14 protein-coding genes are annotated in these 16,087 nt (G+C 49.9%); 4 read left to right on the top strand and 10 right to left on the bottom strand.

Annotation, left to right across the window (positions count from 1 at the left end):
- Positions 1-70 precede the first annotated feature (70 nt).
- Genes SYK_RS11210 through tolQ form a run of 3 tightly spaced genes read right to left on the bottom strand, consistent with a single transcriptional unit; the run spans position 71 to position 2,665 of the window.
- Positions 71-1,522, bottom strand: a complete 1,452-nt coding sequence (locus SYK_RS11210) for a hypothetical protein (protein WP_281760355.1) — start codon at positions 1,520-1,522, stop codon at positions 71-73.
- A 5-nt stretch (positions 1,523-1,527) separates the two neighbouring features.
- Entirely contained in the window at positions 1,528-1,950 is a 423-nt protein-coding gene (gene tolR, locus SYK_RS11205; RefSeq protein ID WP_281760354.1) for a protein TolR, read from the bottom strand.
- Between the two features lie 10 nt (positions 1,951-1,960).
- Positions 1,961-2,665: a protein TolQ gene (tolQ, locus tag SYK_RS11200; protein WP_281760353.1), complete on the bottom strand. Its 705-nt coding sequence runs from the start codon at positions 2,663-2,665 to the stop codon at positions 1,961-1,963.
- Between the two features lie 277 nt (positions 2,666-2,942).
- Between tolQ and SYK_RS11195 the strand changes: the two genes are divergently transcribed.
- Together SYK_RS11195 and SYK_RS11190 are read left to right on the top strand one after the other, a co-directional pair.
- The gene (locus SYK_RS11195; RefSeq protein WP_281760352.1) at positions 2,943-5,807 is read left to right on the top strand and encodes a hybrid sensor histidine kinase/response regulator; all 2,865 of its coding nucleotides are present in this window, start codon (positions 2,943-2,945) and stop codon (positions 5,805-5,807) included.
- A gap of 81 nt (positions 5,808-5,888) precedes the next feature.
- Positions 5,889-6,566, top strand: coding sequence for a CBS domain-containing protein (locus SYK_RS11190; protein ID WP_281760351.1), 678 nt, complete (start codon positions 5,889-5,891; stop codon positions 6,564-6,566).
- Between the two features lie 81 nt (positions 6,567-6,647).
- On the opposite strand, the gene SYK_RS11185 is transcribed toward SYK_RS11190, so the two are convergent.
- On the bottom strand, positions 6,648-7,016 hold the full coding sequence (locus tag SYK_RS11185; RefSeq protein ID WP_281760350.1) for a response regulator: 369 nt from the start codon (positions 7,014-7,016) through the stop codon (positions 6,648-6,650).
- A 28-nt stretch (positions 7,017-7,044) separates the two neighbouring features.
- Positions 7,045-9,465 carry a PAS domain-containing hybrid sensor histidine kinase/response regulator gene (locus SYK_RS11180; protein WP_281760349.1) on the bottom strand — a complete coding sequence of 807 codons (2,421 nt, stop codon included), beginning with the start codon at positions 9,463-9,465 and terminating at the stop codon, positions 7,045-7,047.
- A gap of 215 nt (positions 9,466-9,680) precedes the next feature.
- On the opposite strand from SYK_RS11180, the gene SYK_RS11175 reads away from it, so the two are divergent.
- Positions 9,681-10,550: a radical SAM protein gene (locus tag SYK_RS11175; protein ID WP_281760348.1), complete on the top strand. Its 870-nt coding sequence runs from the start codon at positions 9,681-9,683 to the stop codon at positions 10,548-10,550.
- A gap of 5 nt (positions 10,551-10,555) precedes the next feature.
- On the opposite strand, the gene SYK_RS11170 is transcribed toward SYK_RS11175, so the two are convergent.
- Both SYK_RS11170 and SYK_RS11165 read right to left on the bottom strand, forming a co-directional pair.
- Positions 10,556-11,758, bottom strand: a complete 1,203-nt coding sequence (locus tag SYK_RS11170) for an amidohydrolase family protein (protein ID WP_281760347.1) — start codon at positions 11,756-11,758, stop codon at positions 10,556-10,558.
- Between the two features lie 22 nt (positions 11,759-11,780).
- On the bottom strand, positions 11,781-13,031 hold the full coding sequence (locus SYK_RS11165) for an EAL and HDOD domain-containing protein (RefSeq protein ID WP_281760346.1): 1,251 nt from the start codon (positions 13,029-13,031) through the stop codon (positions 11,781-11,783).
- Positions 13,032-13,253: 222 nt separating this feature from the next.
- Here SYK_RS11165 and SYK_RS11160 point away from each other — a divergent pair, with 222 nt between their 5' ends.
- Entirely contained in the window at positions 13,254-14,057 is an 804-nt protein-coding gene (locus tag SYK_RS11160) for a 2-amino-3,7-dideoxy-D-threo-hept-6-ulosonate synthase (RefSeq protein ID WP_281760345.1), read from the top strand.
- Between the two features lie 82 nt (positions 14,058-14,139).
- Here the strand turns inward: SYK_RS11160 and SYK_RS11155 are convergent, their stop codons facing one another.
- From SYK_RS11155 to SYK_RS11145, 3 genes are all read right to left on the bottom strand, one after another.
- Positions 14,140-14,349, bottom strand: a complete 210-nt coding sequence (locus SYK_RS11155) for a hypothetical protein (protein WP_281760344.1) — start codon at positions 14,347-14,349, stop codon at positions 14,140-14,142.
- A gap of 333 nt (positions 14,350-14,682) precedes the next feature.
- A complete protein-coding gene (locus SYK_RS11150; RefSeq protein WP_281760343.1) occupies positions 14,683-15,084 on the bottom strand; it encodes a hypothetical protein in 402 nt (133 codons plus the stop codon).
- Positions 15,085-15,097: 13 nt separating this feature from the next.
- The gene (locus SYK_RS11145) at positions 15,098-16,051 is read right to left on the bottom strand and encodes a HEAT repeat domain-containing protein (protein ID WP_281760342.1); all 954 of its coding nucleotides are present in this window, start codon (positions 16,049-16,051) and stop codon (positions 15,098-15,100) included.
- Positions 16,052-16,087: the final 36 nt, after the last annotated feature.

Genomic DNA, 16,087 nt, shown 5'->3' with positions numbered 1-16,087 from the left:
GTCATTCTATCAGCCATAGCGTATTCGCATGACAAATGGAAGGCAGGAAGTATCCCGATATGGGTAAAATCTATTTTTTTAGGTTGTGGATCCAGGATGCGGCGAGAGAGGCATGATCGTCGGCGACTTGTTCCACCCAAGCGGATTGTTCGCCTTTGGCATCAAGTACGTCCTGGCTTGCCTTGAGTGGGGCCACAATGATTGAAAATGGACGTTTGTCTTTGTCGCGGAAGGCTTCAAGCGTGCGAATTAGTGGGGTCCATTTGGCGGTATCTCGGCCTGTGATCAACCACAGGACAGGGGTTTTTAGTTGGGAGAGAGTTTTTCGATCAGGGATGTCGTCAGTCTTGACAGTATCCGTGAGAACGCAGACCAAAAAGGCTGGATTGGTTCGACTTGCGGTCTTTATTGCAGCGGGTGCTCCCGGACCATTGCCCCATATACCAACATGGTTTGCATCTATTTCTTTGCGTCCGGCAAAGTAGCCCAGTGCGGCAGTCGTATCCTGAACGAGTTCTTCCGTTGTGCCGGGAGTTGGCTCTTCGTTCATGCAACCGCGTGGAATAAAATGCAGAGTGGCAAGGTCATGCATGGACAAGGTGCGGGTAAAGCCTTGCACCAAGCCCGGATTGACACAATCTGGACCATGGATGACGACGACACCTTCATGGCCTTCGCCATAGGGTGGTCTGGATATCCCGGCTTCAATGTTTTTGGCGGGACCGGAGAATGTGACTTCCTCTTCCCGGACATGGACCTTGCGAGGGTAATGGGCGATGCGGTCATCGTCTGTCATGAGGATGAACCGTTCGATACGGTCGTTCTTTGCCAGAAATGTGACCGACCCTGTGACCGGTTCGTCCGCATAGACTGATGGTCCGATGGTATATACGTATTTGCCAAAGGCCTGTTTAAGGCGACGTAGAGTCTTGTTTTTTGAATCGTAGATCAGGAATCGTCCGTATTTGGTGTTTCGGGCATCGATAATGGAAACGACCCGGTTATCCTTGGTGCGGAATTGGCCTGAAAATTCTTTGGTTGAGTAGGAAAAGTAGTCTCCCATCATGGCGCGACCAAAACGCGCTTCATGTCCGCGATGAACAGTAAATTCTTTACGAGTGACAATCTTTCTTGGTTTGCCGTCTTCTTCCAGCTCCTCTTCCGGCGGTAGCGTTTTGTTAGGGCTGATTTCGATTACATCCGGTTCTGGTTCCGGCTCGGGAGCGAGTTCCGGTTCTGGCGGTGGTGGGAGCTCGTTTGCAAGAACCACGGTTTTGTTCATGGGCAGAGGGGCTGCCATAGGTGGTTCTTCGGGGGCAGCTATTTCCGCCATGGGGTCTGGAGCGGGGATTTTTTGTGGCTCCGGCATGGGAGTGATCGGTTGCGGTTCTTCCACCTCAGTCAGATCCACTTGCATGATATCCTCGGGCAGCAACGGTTCAAGATCCACCGACTGCAGCAGTGCTACCACCAGAATGGCGTGAAAGAGGATAGAGAGGAACCAACTCAGGGCGTGTCGCATGAAATTTACTTTTTCTCTTTTTTCAGATCAATGGATTTTTCTGCCACAATGCCTAGTCGGTCAATACCAGCCCCTTTGATTTCGCCCATGATCATGACCACGGTGCCATAAGCAACGTCTTTGTCGGCGCGAAGGAAAAGTTGCTTTTTCTGTTTGGCGACCAGTCGTTTCAGGTGATCCTGTAATTCATCCAGCGTCACTTGATATTCGTCGAGAAAGATGGTGCCGTCTTTTTTTACCGATAAGATAAGATGTTCGGAGTCCTGAGGCAGGTTCTTGACCGTTTTGGTCACAGGGAGGTCCACTTCGACTCCTTGAGTCATGAGCGGGGCTGTGACCATGAAAATGATCAGTAATACCAGCATCACATCCACAAAGGGTGTGACATTGATTTCGTTAAGGAAGCCGCCGCCAGTCTTGATTGCCATGGGCTTGCTCCTATCTTTTTTCCATCTTGGAGGCCCACGTTATTTCGCGTTCAGCCCGATTCAGAAAGGCTCCAGCAAAATCGATCATGCCGGTTTCGATTTCACCGAGTTTGCCAAGGAAGTAGTTATAAAAAATGGTGGCCGGAATGGCGACCAGAAGACCGATGGCCGTGGCGATAAGAGCTTCGGAAATACCAGGAGCCACGGTCGCTAGAGCTGCGGATTGAGCCAGCCCGATGGAGTGAAAAGAGTGCATGATGCCCCATACCGTGCCGAACAGGCCAATGAATGGAGCCGCATTGGCGCAGGTGGCGAGGAAGGGGAGGTTACGCGTTAACACACGCATTTCTTTGGTGATGCCCTGTTTGAGGACGCGGCGCAGGGTGTCTTTGACGAGCAGCCGTTTGCGTTCTCTGTTTACTTCCGCTTTTTCTAACAGTCGGAATTCCTGCACTGCCAAAGTAGAGACGCGGGCCAGAGGTGAATGTTCCTTGTCTCCCAGCTTATTGAGGCCGCTGGTTAAATCCTGAGATTCCATGAAGGCATCATATCCCTGCATGACTTTTTTCCGAGCTGAGCCAATGGTGAAGAATTTGAAGAATATGATGGTCCAACTCCACACTGACATCAGAGCGAGAAAGATCATGACAAGTTTTACGGCCAGAGTGGCCCCTGTCAGGAGGGTCAGCATGTCGCTTTCAGGTAAAAAATTCATGGTAGCACCTATGGAGATTAATGGTCGATGTTTACTTTTTATGAACCTTGGGGTGTGTGTAAACCTCGTGACTAGAGAAAGCAAGGGGTAGTTCGGCGGTAAGAACTGTCTTTTCAGACAGTTGCAAACTGCTTTCAGCGCATGTTTTCAGTCCCTTGTAATGTGTGAAGCAATGATATTTATTTGAAAAAACTTGTCCAGAAGATATGTTGGGCGTATGACTCATGGGTAAATATTTGAGAAGAAACCTGTGTGTGATGGAGAAGCGGAGGCGAATTTGAAACTGTTGGTTTTGGCCGGGAAAAACGTGGAATCGGCATCCATTGTTCTTATGGTGCAAGGATATGAGTATTCATTGGTTCATCTGGCATCAGTCTCTCGTGGTGTGCGTCGTTTGGACAAACATGATGCTGATTGCGTTCTTCTTGTCCCAGACGAAGGTGATACCACATGGTTACGGGCTGTTCAGCGTATTCGTAATGAATATGGTGTTCATGTCATCGTCGTGACGAATGGTGGGCATGAGGATAAAGCCCGTGCCTTGGGGCTTTTTGATTTCTTTTCTCAAGCGCAAGCATTACCGGAGAATATGACCCGAAGCCTTCGGCATCTTGAGAGCCGTCTGATGCTGGAAAGGCAGTTGGACAAAGAACGCTTCATGCATGAGTGGATGGAAGAGACTGATCGTTTTGGCCGTTGGGAAATGGATAGTCAGAGTCGGGTGAAATGGTCAAAAGGGTTCCGTCGGATTATGGAGCGTGGTTGTCATTCTCTTACTGAGGATTTTGATTCGATTCGGGCCTGTGTCCACCCCGAAGACGTTGAGGTTTTTGATCGCGCCAATGAAGCGACTTTCGAACAAGGTTGGCCGCTTGATTTTGAATACAGAATTCAGGGCAAGAACAACACGGTTAACTATCTACACGTTAATCGAGAAGTCGAACTTGATGATGCCGGGAATCTTCGTCGGGCGTATGGTATGGTGCGAGATGTTTCCTTGCAAAAGGAATTGGAGGAGATGCTTTTTCGCAGGGATGCTATTCTACAGGTTTTGACCTCTTTTGCCGGTCGTTTTTTGCGCAAAGCGGATTGGGAAGAAGGTATTGGCAGTGCTCTTGATGAATTAGGAAAAGCCGCTGATATTACGAGAGTTTTTCTTTTTAGTAAGAGTGAAGAAGGTTCTTCGGAGGAAACCCTGTCGTTGAATTATGAATGGGTGGCTGATGGTTTTCCGAGTCTTGTGGGAAAGCCGGAATTCATCAATCAGAGTTTTTCTCCCCAATATGATTCGTGGCGCATTCCATTGCTCAGGCGCAAGATTATTTGTGGTCACGTCAAGGATTTCCGCAAAGGGGAGCGTGGCTTCTTCGAGGCGACCGGGGTGAAGTCCGTTATGATTGTTCCGGTATTTGCCGGGAATACATGGTGGGGGTTCCTGGGGTTTTCCGAACACCGCATGGAACGAGATTGGTTACCTGTGGAGATAGAATCTTTGACACTTGCGGCCAATCTTTTCGGCTCAGCCATTCACTATGGCCGTATGGGAGAAAAATTGGTCTCCGCGAACCGCTCTGCAGAGGAAGCTTCCGCGGTTGCGCTTGAAGCGAATCTGGCCAAGTCCATGTTTCTGGCCAACATGAGCCATGAGATCAGGACTCCTATCAGTGGAATTCTTGGCATGGCTGAAATGGTTGTCACTACAGGGCTGACGGATGAACAGCGGGAACATATGGATATGATCCGTGATGCAGCTGGGTCGTTGTTGCATATTGTTAATGATATTCTTGATATTTCAAAAATTGAAGCGGGCAAGATGGAACTCAAGCCTGTGGATTTCGATTTCCGGGCTGCACTTGAGACAAGCGTCCGGTCCTTTGGACCGCAGGCTGACGTGAGTAATATTGCCTTTCGGTATTCAGTGAGCAAAGACGTTCCGACCGTGCTCAATGGTGATTCTGATCGGTTGGGGCAGATATTATGGAACCTTTTGGGCAATGCTCTCAAATTTACTGAACGAGGGTTGGTCGAATTGACGGTCAGCGTAACCCGACAGGAATCGGGCCGTATTTGTCTGCTGTTCAAAGTTCGAGACACTGGCACTGGTATTTCGGAAGATAAACTTGAAAGCATTTTTGACAGTTTTACCCAAGCGGACAGTTCGCTTCGGAAGAAGCATCAGGGGACTGGATTGGGACTGACCATTTCCCGACAGCTGGTGAATATGATGGGGGGGGAAATCGGTGTTGAGAGCGAACAGGGCTTTGGCTCAACGTTTCATTTTACAGCCTGGTTCGGTGTCGCGAAAGAACAGGAAGTGGAAGAGGTACGGGCTCCTTTGACACCCAAGACTTTGCATTTGAATATTTTGTTGGCCGAAGACAATCCGTTGAACCGGAAATATTTGACCCATTTCCTTTCCATGTTTGGTCATACTATTACCACCGCTGAGAATGGTATCGAAGCGCTGAATATTCTTGAGACACAAGGTAAATCCATTGATCTTGTTCTTATGGATGTTCAGATGCCCGAAATGAGTGGTATTGAGGCTACTCAGGCCATACGGGAATCAGATGGGAAATTGTATGATCGATCCATCCCGATTATTGCCCTGACAGCGTATGCCATGAAGGGTGACAAGGAACGGATGTTGGATTCCGGCATGAACGATTACGTCAGCAAGCCTGTTGATATGCACGAACTTTCGGATGCAATCATTCGTAGCATGGGGGATCGGTGCCCGCAGGGAAGAGCGGGGGCGTCCTCAGTGCAGGCCTCTGGGAAAAATGTTGAAGGAGTCATTTCGGTCAAACTCGATATGCAGGCTTTGATTGACAGGTTTGAGGGCAACATGGCTTTGCTTAAGGATATTCTTGATTTGTTTGTGGTGGAGGCAGAAGAAAAAATTGTCAATCTCGATAAAGCCACCGAGATTCGTGATGCCAAGATGATGGGCGCTTCTTTGCATTCTATTACCAATATTGCCAGCCATGTGTTGGCGATGGAGTTGGTTAAGAAGTCAAGGGAGTTGGAAAAATGGTGCTATCTTGGGCGGTTGGATTCGGTTATAGAGGAACTCGGACCGCTAAAGTCTAGTTTTAAGGAGTTGGTTAAGGTTGTGAGTGCGGAAGCGGTGAAACTGTAACTTCCGTTGCAATTCGTTTCTTGAACACGTAGGCTCTGCCGATCATTTTCATTCTGGAAAAGCTCATGCAGGAGGTGGAGAATGCTGGTCAGAGATTGGATGACGATCAATGTCATTTCTTTGGGGGTTAACTCGTCCGTTCTGGACGCTGCTGAGTTTTTGCGAGAGAAGAATATCCGACAATTTCCGGTTATCGACAGTCAGGGTGCTTTAGTCGGCATTGTGTCTGATCGGGATATCCGTGATGCCATGCCTTCCAAGTTTATTCCCAGTGATCTTGCGAGCGGGAAAAGTGGTGGTTTGTATACATTGACCGCCAGTGATATCATGACTTCGGACCCCATTAGCGTTCATTCGGATGCAGCCATGACCGAAGTTGCCGAAATATTGGTGAAGAACAAGGTTGGTGGTTTGCCTGTGGTGGATGGTGGCCAACTGAAGGGTATTATTACCCAGGCTGACGTACTGCGTTTTCTGTGTACGGCGTCCGGGTCCCTGCGGGGTGGCGCACAGTTTGCCATCCGTATGGATGGTCGGCCAGAGCTTTTGGCAGAATTGCTGTGCGAAATCAGGACAGTGGGGATTGTTTTTACAAGCGTGTTTACGGCGCATGATCCGGTTCAATCCGGGTTTACCAATGCCTATGTCACCGTGGCTGACATGGGTGACATGTCCGTAGAAGAGGTTGTGGGTATCCTTCAGGATAAATATGAACTTCTTTTCTATGTGGTCGAGGGTGTGACCGTCGATATGGAATAAATTAGTTTTCGGCGTTACCATACACGCAACAAAGCCCTGCCTGATCAAAGAATCGGGCAGGGCTTTGTTGCGTGTACTTTGTTAGTCAGCCAGTGCCTTGTTAACGACATTCAACAGTTTGCGGGTATCAATGGGCTTGGTAAAGGTGTCGACCACGTCGTATACTTTGGCCAGTTCGACAATGGCTTCCGGGTTGAAGGCTTCCCCGCCGGATATGGCGATGAACTTGTGGGAACTGTCAGCTTTGATCAATTCGCCCATGACTTGAAGGCCGCCCTTTTTGGGCAAGAAAATATCAATGATGGAGAGGTCTATCTTGGTTTCCTGGCATATATGAATGGCCTCTTCGCCATCAGCGGCTTCAACTACTTCATATCCTTCCGCTTCGAGTACAGATTTGAGTAATTCGCGAATCATGGGTGCGTCGTCTACAACAAGTATGGTTTTCATCTTATGCTCCTTGGGCTGAGTGGCTCTTCTACGGCGAGCCTTGCGTCAGATTGATATACTGTAACGCAGATTTCACTTCGGATTCAAGGCTTTTAAGTTCTTTCTTGGCAGAAGAGGCGTCTTGGTGTCTGCACAAGTATTCGACTTGCTCGGCGACCGCACCGGCTTTGAGTGCCCCAACGGTTCTTGACGACCCCTTGATGGAGTGGGCTAATCTCATGGCTGTGTCCCAGTTTTGGCCGTCAAAGGCCGCTGTCAGCTCCGTCATTTCTCCGGGAACATCTCGAAGGAAAATTGCATCCATACGAGCCAGCAATCCTTTTTTGCCTCCGAGCATGTCCAAAGCCGTTATCCGGTCGTAGGGCTGGCCGTTGTCCGGTCTTGGCTGAGGCGTTTGTATCGGTTGGTGTCTTTTTTGCCCCTTGCCCACGTTTCGGGCAATGGCATTGTAAAAATTGTTCATGGTAATGGGTTTTGCAATGTAGTCATCCATTCCTGCTTCCAGAAAACGTTCGCGATCCCCTTTGAGGGCGTGGGCGGTCAGAGCCAGGATGGGGACGGAAGGATCTATGACACCGGATTGCGGAGCGCGGATGGCCCGTGTGGCCGAAACGCCGTCCATGATGGGCATTTGGACATCCATGAGGACGAGATCGAAACGTTCTTCTTTGAGTGCTTCTAGAGCCTGAATTCCGTTTTCTACGGCTATGACGGTGTGGCCCTGTTCTGTCAGCAGTGTTGTCGCCAATTCTCGGTTGAGTGGGTTGTCATCGGCCAGCAGGACTTTGATTTCGGGAAGTTCCGGGATGGAAGTACTGATCAAGTCTTGTTCCTGTGCATGCAGGGTTTCGGGGTTACCGACGCGGAGGTTGGCGGTGAAGGAAAATGCGCTTCCTTTACCCTCCTCACTTTCGAGTGTGAGTTTTCCCCCCATGAGTTTCACCAGTAATGTGCAAATGGCGAGGCCAAGGCCTGTGCCTCCGTGCTTGCGGGTGATGGAATCGTCAGCTTGAAGAAATGAACCGAAAATGGTTTTTTGTTTGTCTTTGTGGATACCTATGCCCGTGTCTCGTACCTTAAATGTCACGGTAACCGGGGTCCCCGGCTTTATGTCTGTAGGCGGGGTGTCAACTGTTACGGCTATATGTACATCACCGGATTCTGTGAATTTGATGGCGTTGGAAACGAGGTTGATAAGAATCTGGCGTAGCCGTGACGAGTCGCCTTCCAGTACAGAAGGAACTGAGGTGTCCACAGTGGACGTTAAGTTAAGCCCTTTGTCTGTCGCCAGAAGCATATGGAGGTCAACGGTGGCGTCCACGGTCCTGTTTATATCGAAATCAATGGCTTCAAGGGCCAGTTTGCGGGCTTCGATCTTGGAAAAATCGAGTATGTCGTTGATGATGGAGAGCAGGGAATTACCTGCTTCCATGACTCGTTTGAGGTATGAGTCTTTCCGTTCCGGGTCACTCATTGTCAGGGCCAGTTCAGACATGCCGAGCACTGCATTGAGAGGAGTGCGTATCTCGTGACTCATGTTTGCCAGAAAGGATGATTTTGCCCGTGTTGCGGCATCTGCCTTTTTCATGGCGGAGATCAGCCTTGTCGACTTGTTGGTCAATTTGATATTGGCTTCTTCCAATTCTTCCGTACGTTTTTTAACCCGGTCTTCCAGTTTAGCGTGTGCTCGTTTTAAGGCATCTTCGGCTTGTTGTCTGGCCGTGATGTCAATGCCGAGGACCATGATCATCCGTTCTCCGGCGGAGTCAGTCATGGGACTGCATTGGAGGTGGAACGTCCGGCCCTGGGAATCGGTCCAGTCCCATTCCTCGGCTCGGTCAGTGTTCATCGCTTCCATAGGGGGGCAAGATGCACAGGAGTCGGAAGAACAGTTTAGAGCCTCTCTGCATGTTTTGTCCTTAGGGCTGCCGAAATATCGTCTGAAATAGCGGTTTGCGTACCGAATGGTCTGGTCCGGGTAGAGGTGATAAACAATGCCCGGAAGGGATTCCATGAAGAAAATTTGTCTCTGTTGTTCGCGTCGTAGGTCTTCATCGGTTCGCCTTAGTTTGGTCAGATCAAGAGTGTGAACCGCCAGTCGGGCCACTTCGCCCCAGGGATTAGCTACCGGGACAATGGAATGGACCAGAGATCGACCATCGATTTCTTCTTCAAAACGAACAGAACGGACTTCACGAATAGCTTCTTCGATTTTGGTTTTGCGTGAATCGGCGGCTCCTTTGGGCAGGAGATCGTAAATATTGGATTGTTGGAGCGTCTGCCCCGGTTTTAGGTCAAAGAGTTTTTCCGCTGCTCCGTTGGCCGCCAGCACATAGCCGCTCACATCCATGACGAATGCGGATTCCACGGAGGAATCCATCAAGGCTCGCGATGTCTCGTCTAAAGCGACGTAGGACGTTGGTCTCGCCGGTTTTTTTTTGATCGTCATGGTGTGCCTGAAGTCTTTTCTGAGTGTGGCGGTGGGGTCATTTGTCCGCGCCTATGCCTGTCGGTGTGTGAAAGATTTCCAATCCTAAAAATCATAAAAAAACATCGTATATTGGTCAATGATAAAACCTTGCCTCGTGGTTTTGCACCATTTTGTTTAGACACTATTGCCATTTTTTGGCGTTTCCGTATCGTGACTTCGATCAGGAGGATTTTATGGACTATCAGGGAATGATTATACGCCCTCCCAGCGAAGCCGGGAGTATCTTGTTGCAAGTTACCCTTGGCTGTTCGCATGGGAAATGTGCATTTTGTGGTGCTTATTTGAATAAACGGTTCGGTATCAAGGATCGGGAGATAGTTCTCCGTGATATCGAATTCGCCGCTCGTGAATGCCAACGACAGCGGCGGGTCTTTCTCTGTGACGGGGATGCCATGATTCTCCCGCACGAACGACTGACAGAAATTCTATCGCTTATTCGTATGCACCTTCCGTGGGTTACCCGGGTTGGGGTGTATGCTAATGCAAAGAGTCTTAAACGCAAGTCTGATGCCGAACTACAGGAACTTCGGGATCTGGGATTAGGCATCGTTTATATGGGGTTGGAATCCGGTGACGATCAGATACTCAAGGCCATGAACAAAAACGGAGACTCCGCTTTTATCGTGGCTCAGGGGCGGCGCGTGCGAGAGGCTGGGCTTAAACTTAATGTGACAATTATCAATGGTTTGGGAGGAGTGGAAAGGTCTGCCGCGCATGCCCGTGAAACAGCCCGTGCCTTGAGTGAGATGGACCCGGACCAAGTGGGTGCGCTCAGCTTGATGCTTGTGCCGGGCACTCCTTTGCACGATCAGTGGGAGCGTGGTGAATTTGAGGTGCCGGACGGCGTTGGCATGTTGACCGAGATACGGGAAATATTGTTTGGTTTGACATTGAGTCGTGGGTTGTTTCTTGCCAACCACGCCTCCAATTATCTTCCGCTCAAGGTGCGATTGCCCTCAGGCAAACAGGCGGCTTTGGATCGTATAGACCAAGCTCTGTCCGGTAAGGCCGTTTTGACGCCTGAATCCGCTCGTCGACTTTGATTTTTTCAGCGAATGAATTCACCATCTTTGATGACATGCAAGGGAGTGTCCATCTTCTCCAGCCCGAGGGCGGGATTGCCCCGCACTACAATCATGTCTGCGACCATACCCGAAAATAATATTCCACGATTTGTAAACCCACACGCTGCGGCAGAGACTTGGGTCGCCGCCTGAATGATAGCAAGAGGTGACATGCCTGTTTTGGCAAGCAGGTTCATTTCGCGTGAAGGCATGCCCGCGTCTGTCCGTTTATAGGGATAGTCATTGCCGACGGCAATACGTCCACCCATAGTATGGAAGACCCGGACTGGTTCGAAAAGTGAAGCCCCCTGCCATGGTGAACGGCACAATACATCTAGTGTGGGCGTAAGAATGATGTCTTCCCGTTTCATGCGCTCCAGCAAATCCGTATATTGATCTATCAGTTTGTTGTCCGAAGTCAGAATCGGACGGATATGGCCATTTTTTCGCCAACGATGCGGGACGTGTTCCACAGTGTGTACACCGGCATTCAAGGCCTTTTCCAGGCCAGAGAAATCTTCTACATGACAACGAATTGTCAGCCCAAGTCTTCGGGCTGTGTTGCAGAGGGTCCCGGCTGTCGTGGCGTCGAACTGAGGCCATGTCTTAGGGAGTACACCTGGTTCAAAGGCTAATTTGATCATGGTCGCGCCCTGATCGGCCAACATGGAAACGGCTGTGCGTGCATCGTCGGGGGACTTTACGACCAAGGCGTATTTTGAGTCGTGAACAGGGAGCGGGTACCCCCCGGGAGGGGTGAGCATGGGGCCGGAAAAACTGGCCGTGGCAGTGACGTTCGGAGGTGAATTGGCCAACAGGGGCATGGCATCCAGCGGCGAGCCGACATCTCCGATAGACGTGACGCCCTGCACCAACCACCGTTTTCGGCGGCCTGTTGAAGTGTGAATTCGATGACAGTGGGCATTGATCACACCAGGAAGTATGGTCGCATACGGCAAGGGCAGCACGGGACGGTCAGTGACTTTTTTGGCAGGTACGATGGCTTCAATAAAACCGTTGTGTATGAGGATGGCATGGTCGTCGAGTGGGAGAGAGCCATCCCCGATGACAATTCGTCCGACAAGGGCAAAAGTCTTTGTCGGCAGGTTTTTTGCGAAGCTAAGGGGGGCAGGCAGTGCGCCGAGGCCAATCAGCGAAGTGAGGAAATCGCGTCTGGTGAGGAGCATGGTGTTGCGGGCGTTCCTGTCTTTATTTCCCGCTGGTTGAGGATGCAAAAAAAGCGTCGGCCCAAGTAAAGGCGTGCTGATAACTGACGGCTACTGTACCGGGGAGCAGGTTTAATGCCTTGGCACGATCTCCGACCGCTTCCCAGTCCGATGCTTCGATAGCTTTGGCCAAGTCGAGCCATGGGGAATATTTGGTTTTTTTGTTACACAGGGTCGCTTTGATTTCTTTATCCACCGGTAAATGGGTGGTGATCTCTTTCATGGGCGTGTTGAGCATGGCATCAAGCAGGGAAAAAAGTCCGACCATGAAGAGTTTATCCGAATCATTTTCATAACCGCTTCCTAGGGCTGCCGTTTCAAAGAGTTTGGCTCGATGTGCGGACAAGTAGGCGAGTTCCTGTGTTTTTTCAGACGGGGCCAGGTCAGTGAGAATGATAAGTCTGAGCCAATTGCGGATAGGTTTCCATCCTGTCAGGACAACGGCTTGCTTAATGGATGTGACCGTGGTGGCAAAACTGAAATTTGCAGAGTTGAGAAAGTTGAGCAACCGGTAACTGATCGCCACATCTGCTTCGATGGCGAGCGCCAGTGTGTCAAAATCCGGTTCGTCTTTTTCGATGATTTCGAAAAGTTTGAGACGGGTCGTTTCGGATGAATTAATTTTTCTGCCTGTTTTGATTAACGGTTTCTTGAAATAGAAACCGTGGAATAAGGGAAAGCCGGCATCTTTCGCTATTGTCAGGTCGTCGTTTGTTTCTACCCGTTTGGCTATCATTCTAGCCGGGCCAAATTTCTTTCCTTGCGAGATAATGGCTTTCAGGTCGGCTTCATCTTTACCTTCAAGATCAATAATCAGTGTGTCAGCCAATTCTGCCAGTCGTTCGCAACCGGGTTTGCCTTCAAAATTGTTGATGGCGAACTCGTAGCCGTCGATAAGTAGATCGCCGAGAGCCACAATAAGCGTATCGTCCGGGTCGGCCATTTCTTCAAGGATGATAACGGTGTTGTCCCAAGGGACAGCATAGGGGACGCCACGGATTATGGCCTCAGGGGTGAAATGAATCAAGAGTCTGGCCTGATTGCCGCAGGCACCGCCGCACAGGGGGAGATTGGCCACAAGGTTCATGGTGGCTTCTGAATTGTCGGCAAAAATGGCCCGATCAGCGTCTTTGCTGTCCCTGAAGAGCATCATGTAGCCCCAGGTTTCATTATTGGCGTCGAAGACGGGCTGGCGGGCTACAAAGACGGATTCGTAGGTCCTTTCGTCACTCATTGTCATCCCCTTTGGGCTGTCGCTTCTTCATCAATTGATCCTGTACATACCGCCGCTCTATGAAAGAATAGTCGTGTCTTGTATGTTTCGTCAACAACTCCGGTTGTAAAGAAATGTGATGCTGTTCATGGCGGTGGGTTTGTCCTTCCATCTTTGGACCGAGTGTATTATGTGAACGTGGATTCTTTAACATGACAGAAACAGCCATGAGCGAGGTGCAGGATGCATATCGGAAAAGCCATCCGTTTGGAGCGTATATTCAATCGGGACACCAAACGGACCATCATTGTCCCCATGGATCATGGGGTCACAGTTGGACCCATTGCCGGACTTGAGAAAATGCGGGATGCCGTGACAAATTTGGTGGCAGGCGGAGCCAATGCAGGCCTTGTGCACAAAGGACAGGTCAAGCTTGGGCATCGGATGCAAGGCCGCGATTTCGGATGTATTGTTCATTTGTCTGCCGGAACTTGTTTGTCGCCGTTTCCCAATATGAAGCGGTTGGTGACGACCGTGGAAGAAGCAATTCGCCTCGGTGCGGACGGAGTCAGTGTCCATGTTAATTTGGGCGACGAAACTGAAGGACAAATGTTGACCGATCTTGGAAGGGTCGCGGCCTCGGCTTCCGAATGGGGTATGCCTCTTCTTGCGATGGTCTATGCCCGTGGTCCGAAGGTGGCTGACGAATATGATCCGCAGGCTGTAGCTCATTGTGCTCGTGTGGGCGCGGAATTGGGCGCGGATGTGGTCAAGGTTAATTACCCTGGAGATGCCGAGAGTTTTGCCCGTGTCGTGGAATGTGCTTGCGTGCCCGTGGTTATCGCTGGCGGTGCCAAGATGAAGTCCACCCGTGATTTTCTGGATATCGTCAGAACATCAATTGATGCTGGTGGTGCCGGATTGTCTGTTGGCCGGAATGTTTTTCAGCATTCAAACCCCACACGGTTGGTGGAAGTCCTCAATCGTATTGTCCATGAAGGCGCTCCTGTGGATGAAGCCGTGGAAGGGTACGAGGATATTTTATAAAATCTGTCTTTGTCTGATAGAATAAAAGGCCTTGATATAGTTCTGTATCAGGGCCTTTTATTTGTTCCGGTTTGAAGTTTTTTTAGATTCTGGATTCGTCTGTTTCCCCTTCTTGCAAATATTTAACTGCGCAATGCGTTGCTGCCATGCCGTCCGCGTGGTTGTTAATTTCGATTTTTATAGGTCTTTCTCTTTTTACGGCAGAGGAGACCTGAATACCTCTGGATTCGAGTTCCCTGACTGTAGGGAGTCGCTGTGTCCCCTTTGAAATCATGAGCATGACTTGGCGCATCTGTGATCCTTTTCAACTTGAGTCGTACAGTAATACTGCATATACGATGTGGTTTTCTATAAATATCGAATCGATGATAGATGGCTAAGTCAGGCGTGTTTGAATGTCCAGTTAAAACTGACAATTTTAATACGTAATAGCCTATTTTACTTTGAAAAAATTGTAAAATATTCTAAAAAATTTAGCTTAATACAGGCATGGAATAAGTAAGTTTAAATCTCTTCTGTCTTGTTACATTCTTTCTACAACGTAAAAGGCCATGTAGTGCATCAAACAATGATGCACTACATGGCCTTTTACGTTGAACGCGAGTAGCTGAATATTTGGGTGGGACTATTTGTTGTCGCTTTCAAAGACGAATATCGGGAGCTGAGCCAGTGTTTTCCAGTCCCCTTCTGCTTTCATTGCAACCTCGATAATATGCTTGCCTTCATTTTCTACCCGCAAGCCTGGAAGTTGGAAATTCATCTTGTGCAGCATGGTGCCTCCGGGAGTAATTTCCTGCATACCCAGAGTGATGGGGTCTCCTGTAGGCGGTATGAGGTTCAAGGAAACGGTAAAGGGCTTTTCTCCACTCTTTTCCAAGTCCCACAGACTGGCAAAGAAGATTGATGGCAGGGTAGCCGGGAGTTCGGGAACCACGGCATGTTCGATGGTGCGAATAAACGACGTGGAATTTGAATCCTTATCAATGATGAGGTCTGAGCAGATAAGCGCGTAAATAAGTTCTGTCATGATGACTCCGATGTTATTGGGTATGCATGGCTCCGGTCATGGACCGGCGCAGTTCTTCGGGCAGCGTGCTTGCTAGTTCCGGGTCTATCCCCGTCAACAGCAGGGCTGCGGCGATTTTTTGGCTATCAGTGCCGGTTGCAAGGGCCGCCTTGAGGGCAGGTTCGGCAACTCTGCCCATGCGAGCAAGCGTATAAAGGGCAATGTTGCCCATGGGTGTACCCGGTCTGGTCAGAAGTCTGACAAGACTAGGGGCTGCATTTGTCCCTATGCGTGTGACCGGACATTGGCTGCCGGAAATGCCGATCAGTGTCAATTCGTGGTAGACGACTGCCGGATTCGGGCCGATCAGGTCAAGACTTTCACAGATGACATGGACTACACGTATATCTTTGTCATTCAGTGCGTGGATCAGAGCCGGTACGGCGGGTAAGGCTTCGTGACCCATTCTCCCGAGCAGCCAAGCCGCTTTTGCTTTGGCAAAGGGATCATCCATTTTTAGCATGGTCGTCAAGGCGGGAATTGCTGATTCGCCCATTTTGCTGAGAGCCAGTGCTGCGCCGTTGCGGACCCGTTCATCTGGATGAAGCAGGAGTCGGGCGGTCGGTTTGGCTGCGGCTTGTCCTATTTTTGCCAGTGCGTGTGCAGCCAGACTGCGGACGGTGGCGTCTTTATCGTTCAAAGCCTTGAGTAGCCCGTTTGTCGCCAGTTCCGGTACGGGCAGGAGAGCCAGCGCGAGAACAGCACCGCGGCGTTGGTCTGTTGTCCCATTGTCGGTTATTTTCAGGAAACACTCCATACATCCCTGCCCGTTTTCAGACAAAGCTTTGACCCCAGCGGCGCGTTTTATTTGGTCCTGACTGAGCAGCATGGATGCAATTTCAGAGGCAAGAGCGGTGTTTGTCGTGTCAGCGGCTTGAACAGGAAATGCCAGTAGCCCGATAAGGAGTATGACGAATGTTCCGTACATATTTTTTGTCAGAAATTGTCGATAGTCTAACATGTG

This window comes from Pseudodesulfovibrio nedwellii (genome assembly GCF_027923765.1).
Taxonomy (GTDB): domain Bacteria; phylum Desulfobacterota; class Desulfovibrionia; order Desulfovibrionales; family Desulfovibrionaceae; genus Pseudodesulfovibrio; species Pseudodesulfovibrio nedwellii.
This window is presented reverse-complemented; position numbering and strand designations above follow the sequence as displayed.

What these genes read in the sequence shown, in the direction of transcription:
- SYK_RS11210 (WP_281760355.1), bottom strand. Translation starts at nt 1,522, where the DNA reads ATGCGACACGCCCTGAGTTGGTTCCTCTCTATCCTCTTTCACGCCATT.
- tolR (WP_281760354.1), bottom strand. Translation starts at nt 1,950, where the DNA reads ATGGCAATCAAGACTGGCGGCGGCTTCCTTAACGAAATCAATGTCACA.
- tolQ (WP_281760353.1), bottom strand. Translation starts at nt 2,665, where the DNA reads ATGAATTTTTTACCTGAAAGCGACATGCTGACCCTCCTGACAGGGGCC.
- SYK_RS11190 (WP_281760351.1), top strand. Translation starts at nt 5,889, where the DNA reads ATGCTGGTCAGAGATTGGATGACGATCAATGTCATTTCTTTGGGGGTT.
- SYK_RS11185 (WP_281760350.1), bottom strand. Translation starts at nt 7,016, where the DNA reads ATGAAAACCATACTTGTTGTAGACGACGCACCCATGATTCGCGAATTA.
- SYK_RS11180 (WP_281760349.1), bottom strand. Translation starts at nt 9,465, where the DNA reads ATGACGATCAAAAAAAAACCGGCGAGACCAACGTCCTACGTCGCTTTA.
- SYK_RS11175 (WP_281760348.1), top strand. Translation starts at nt 9,681, where the DNA reads ATGGACTATCAGGGAATGATTATACGCCCTCCCAGCGAAGCCGGGAGT.
- SYK_RS11170 (WP_281760347.1), bottom strand. Translation starts at nt 11,758, where the DNA reads ATGCTCCTCACCAGACGCGATTTCCTCACTTCGCTGATTGGCCTCGGC.
- SYK_RS11165 (WP_281760346.1), bottom strand. Translation starts at nt 13,031, where the DNA reads ATGAGTGACGAAAGGACCTACGAATCCGTCTTTGTAGCCCGCCAGCCC.
- SYK_RS11160 (WP_281760345.1), top strand. Translation starts at nt 13,254, where the DNA reads ATGCATATCGGAAAAGCCATCCGTTTGGAGCGTATATTCAATCGGGAC.
- SYK_RS11155 (WP_281760344.1), bottom strand. Translation starts at nt 14,349, where the DNA reads ATGCGCCAAGTCATGCTCATGATTTCAAAGGGGACACAGCGACTCCCT.
- SYK_RS11150 (WP_281760343.1), bottom strand. Translation starts at nt 15,084, where the DNA reads ATGACAGAACTTATTTACGCGCTTATCTGCTCAGACCTCATCATTGAT.
- SYK_RS11145 (WP_281760342.1), bottom strand. Translation starts at nt 16,051, where the DNA reads ATGTACGGAACATTCGTCATACTCCTTATCGGGCTACTGGCATTTCCT.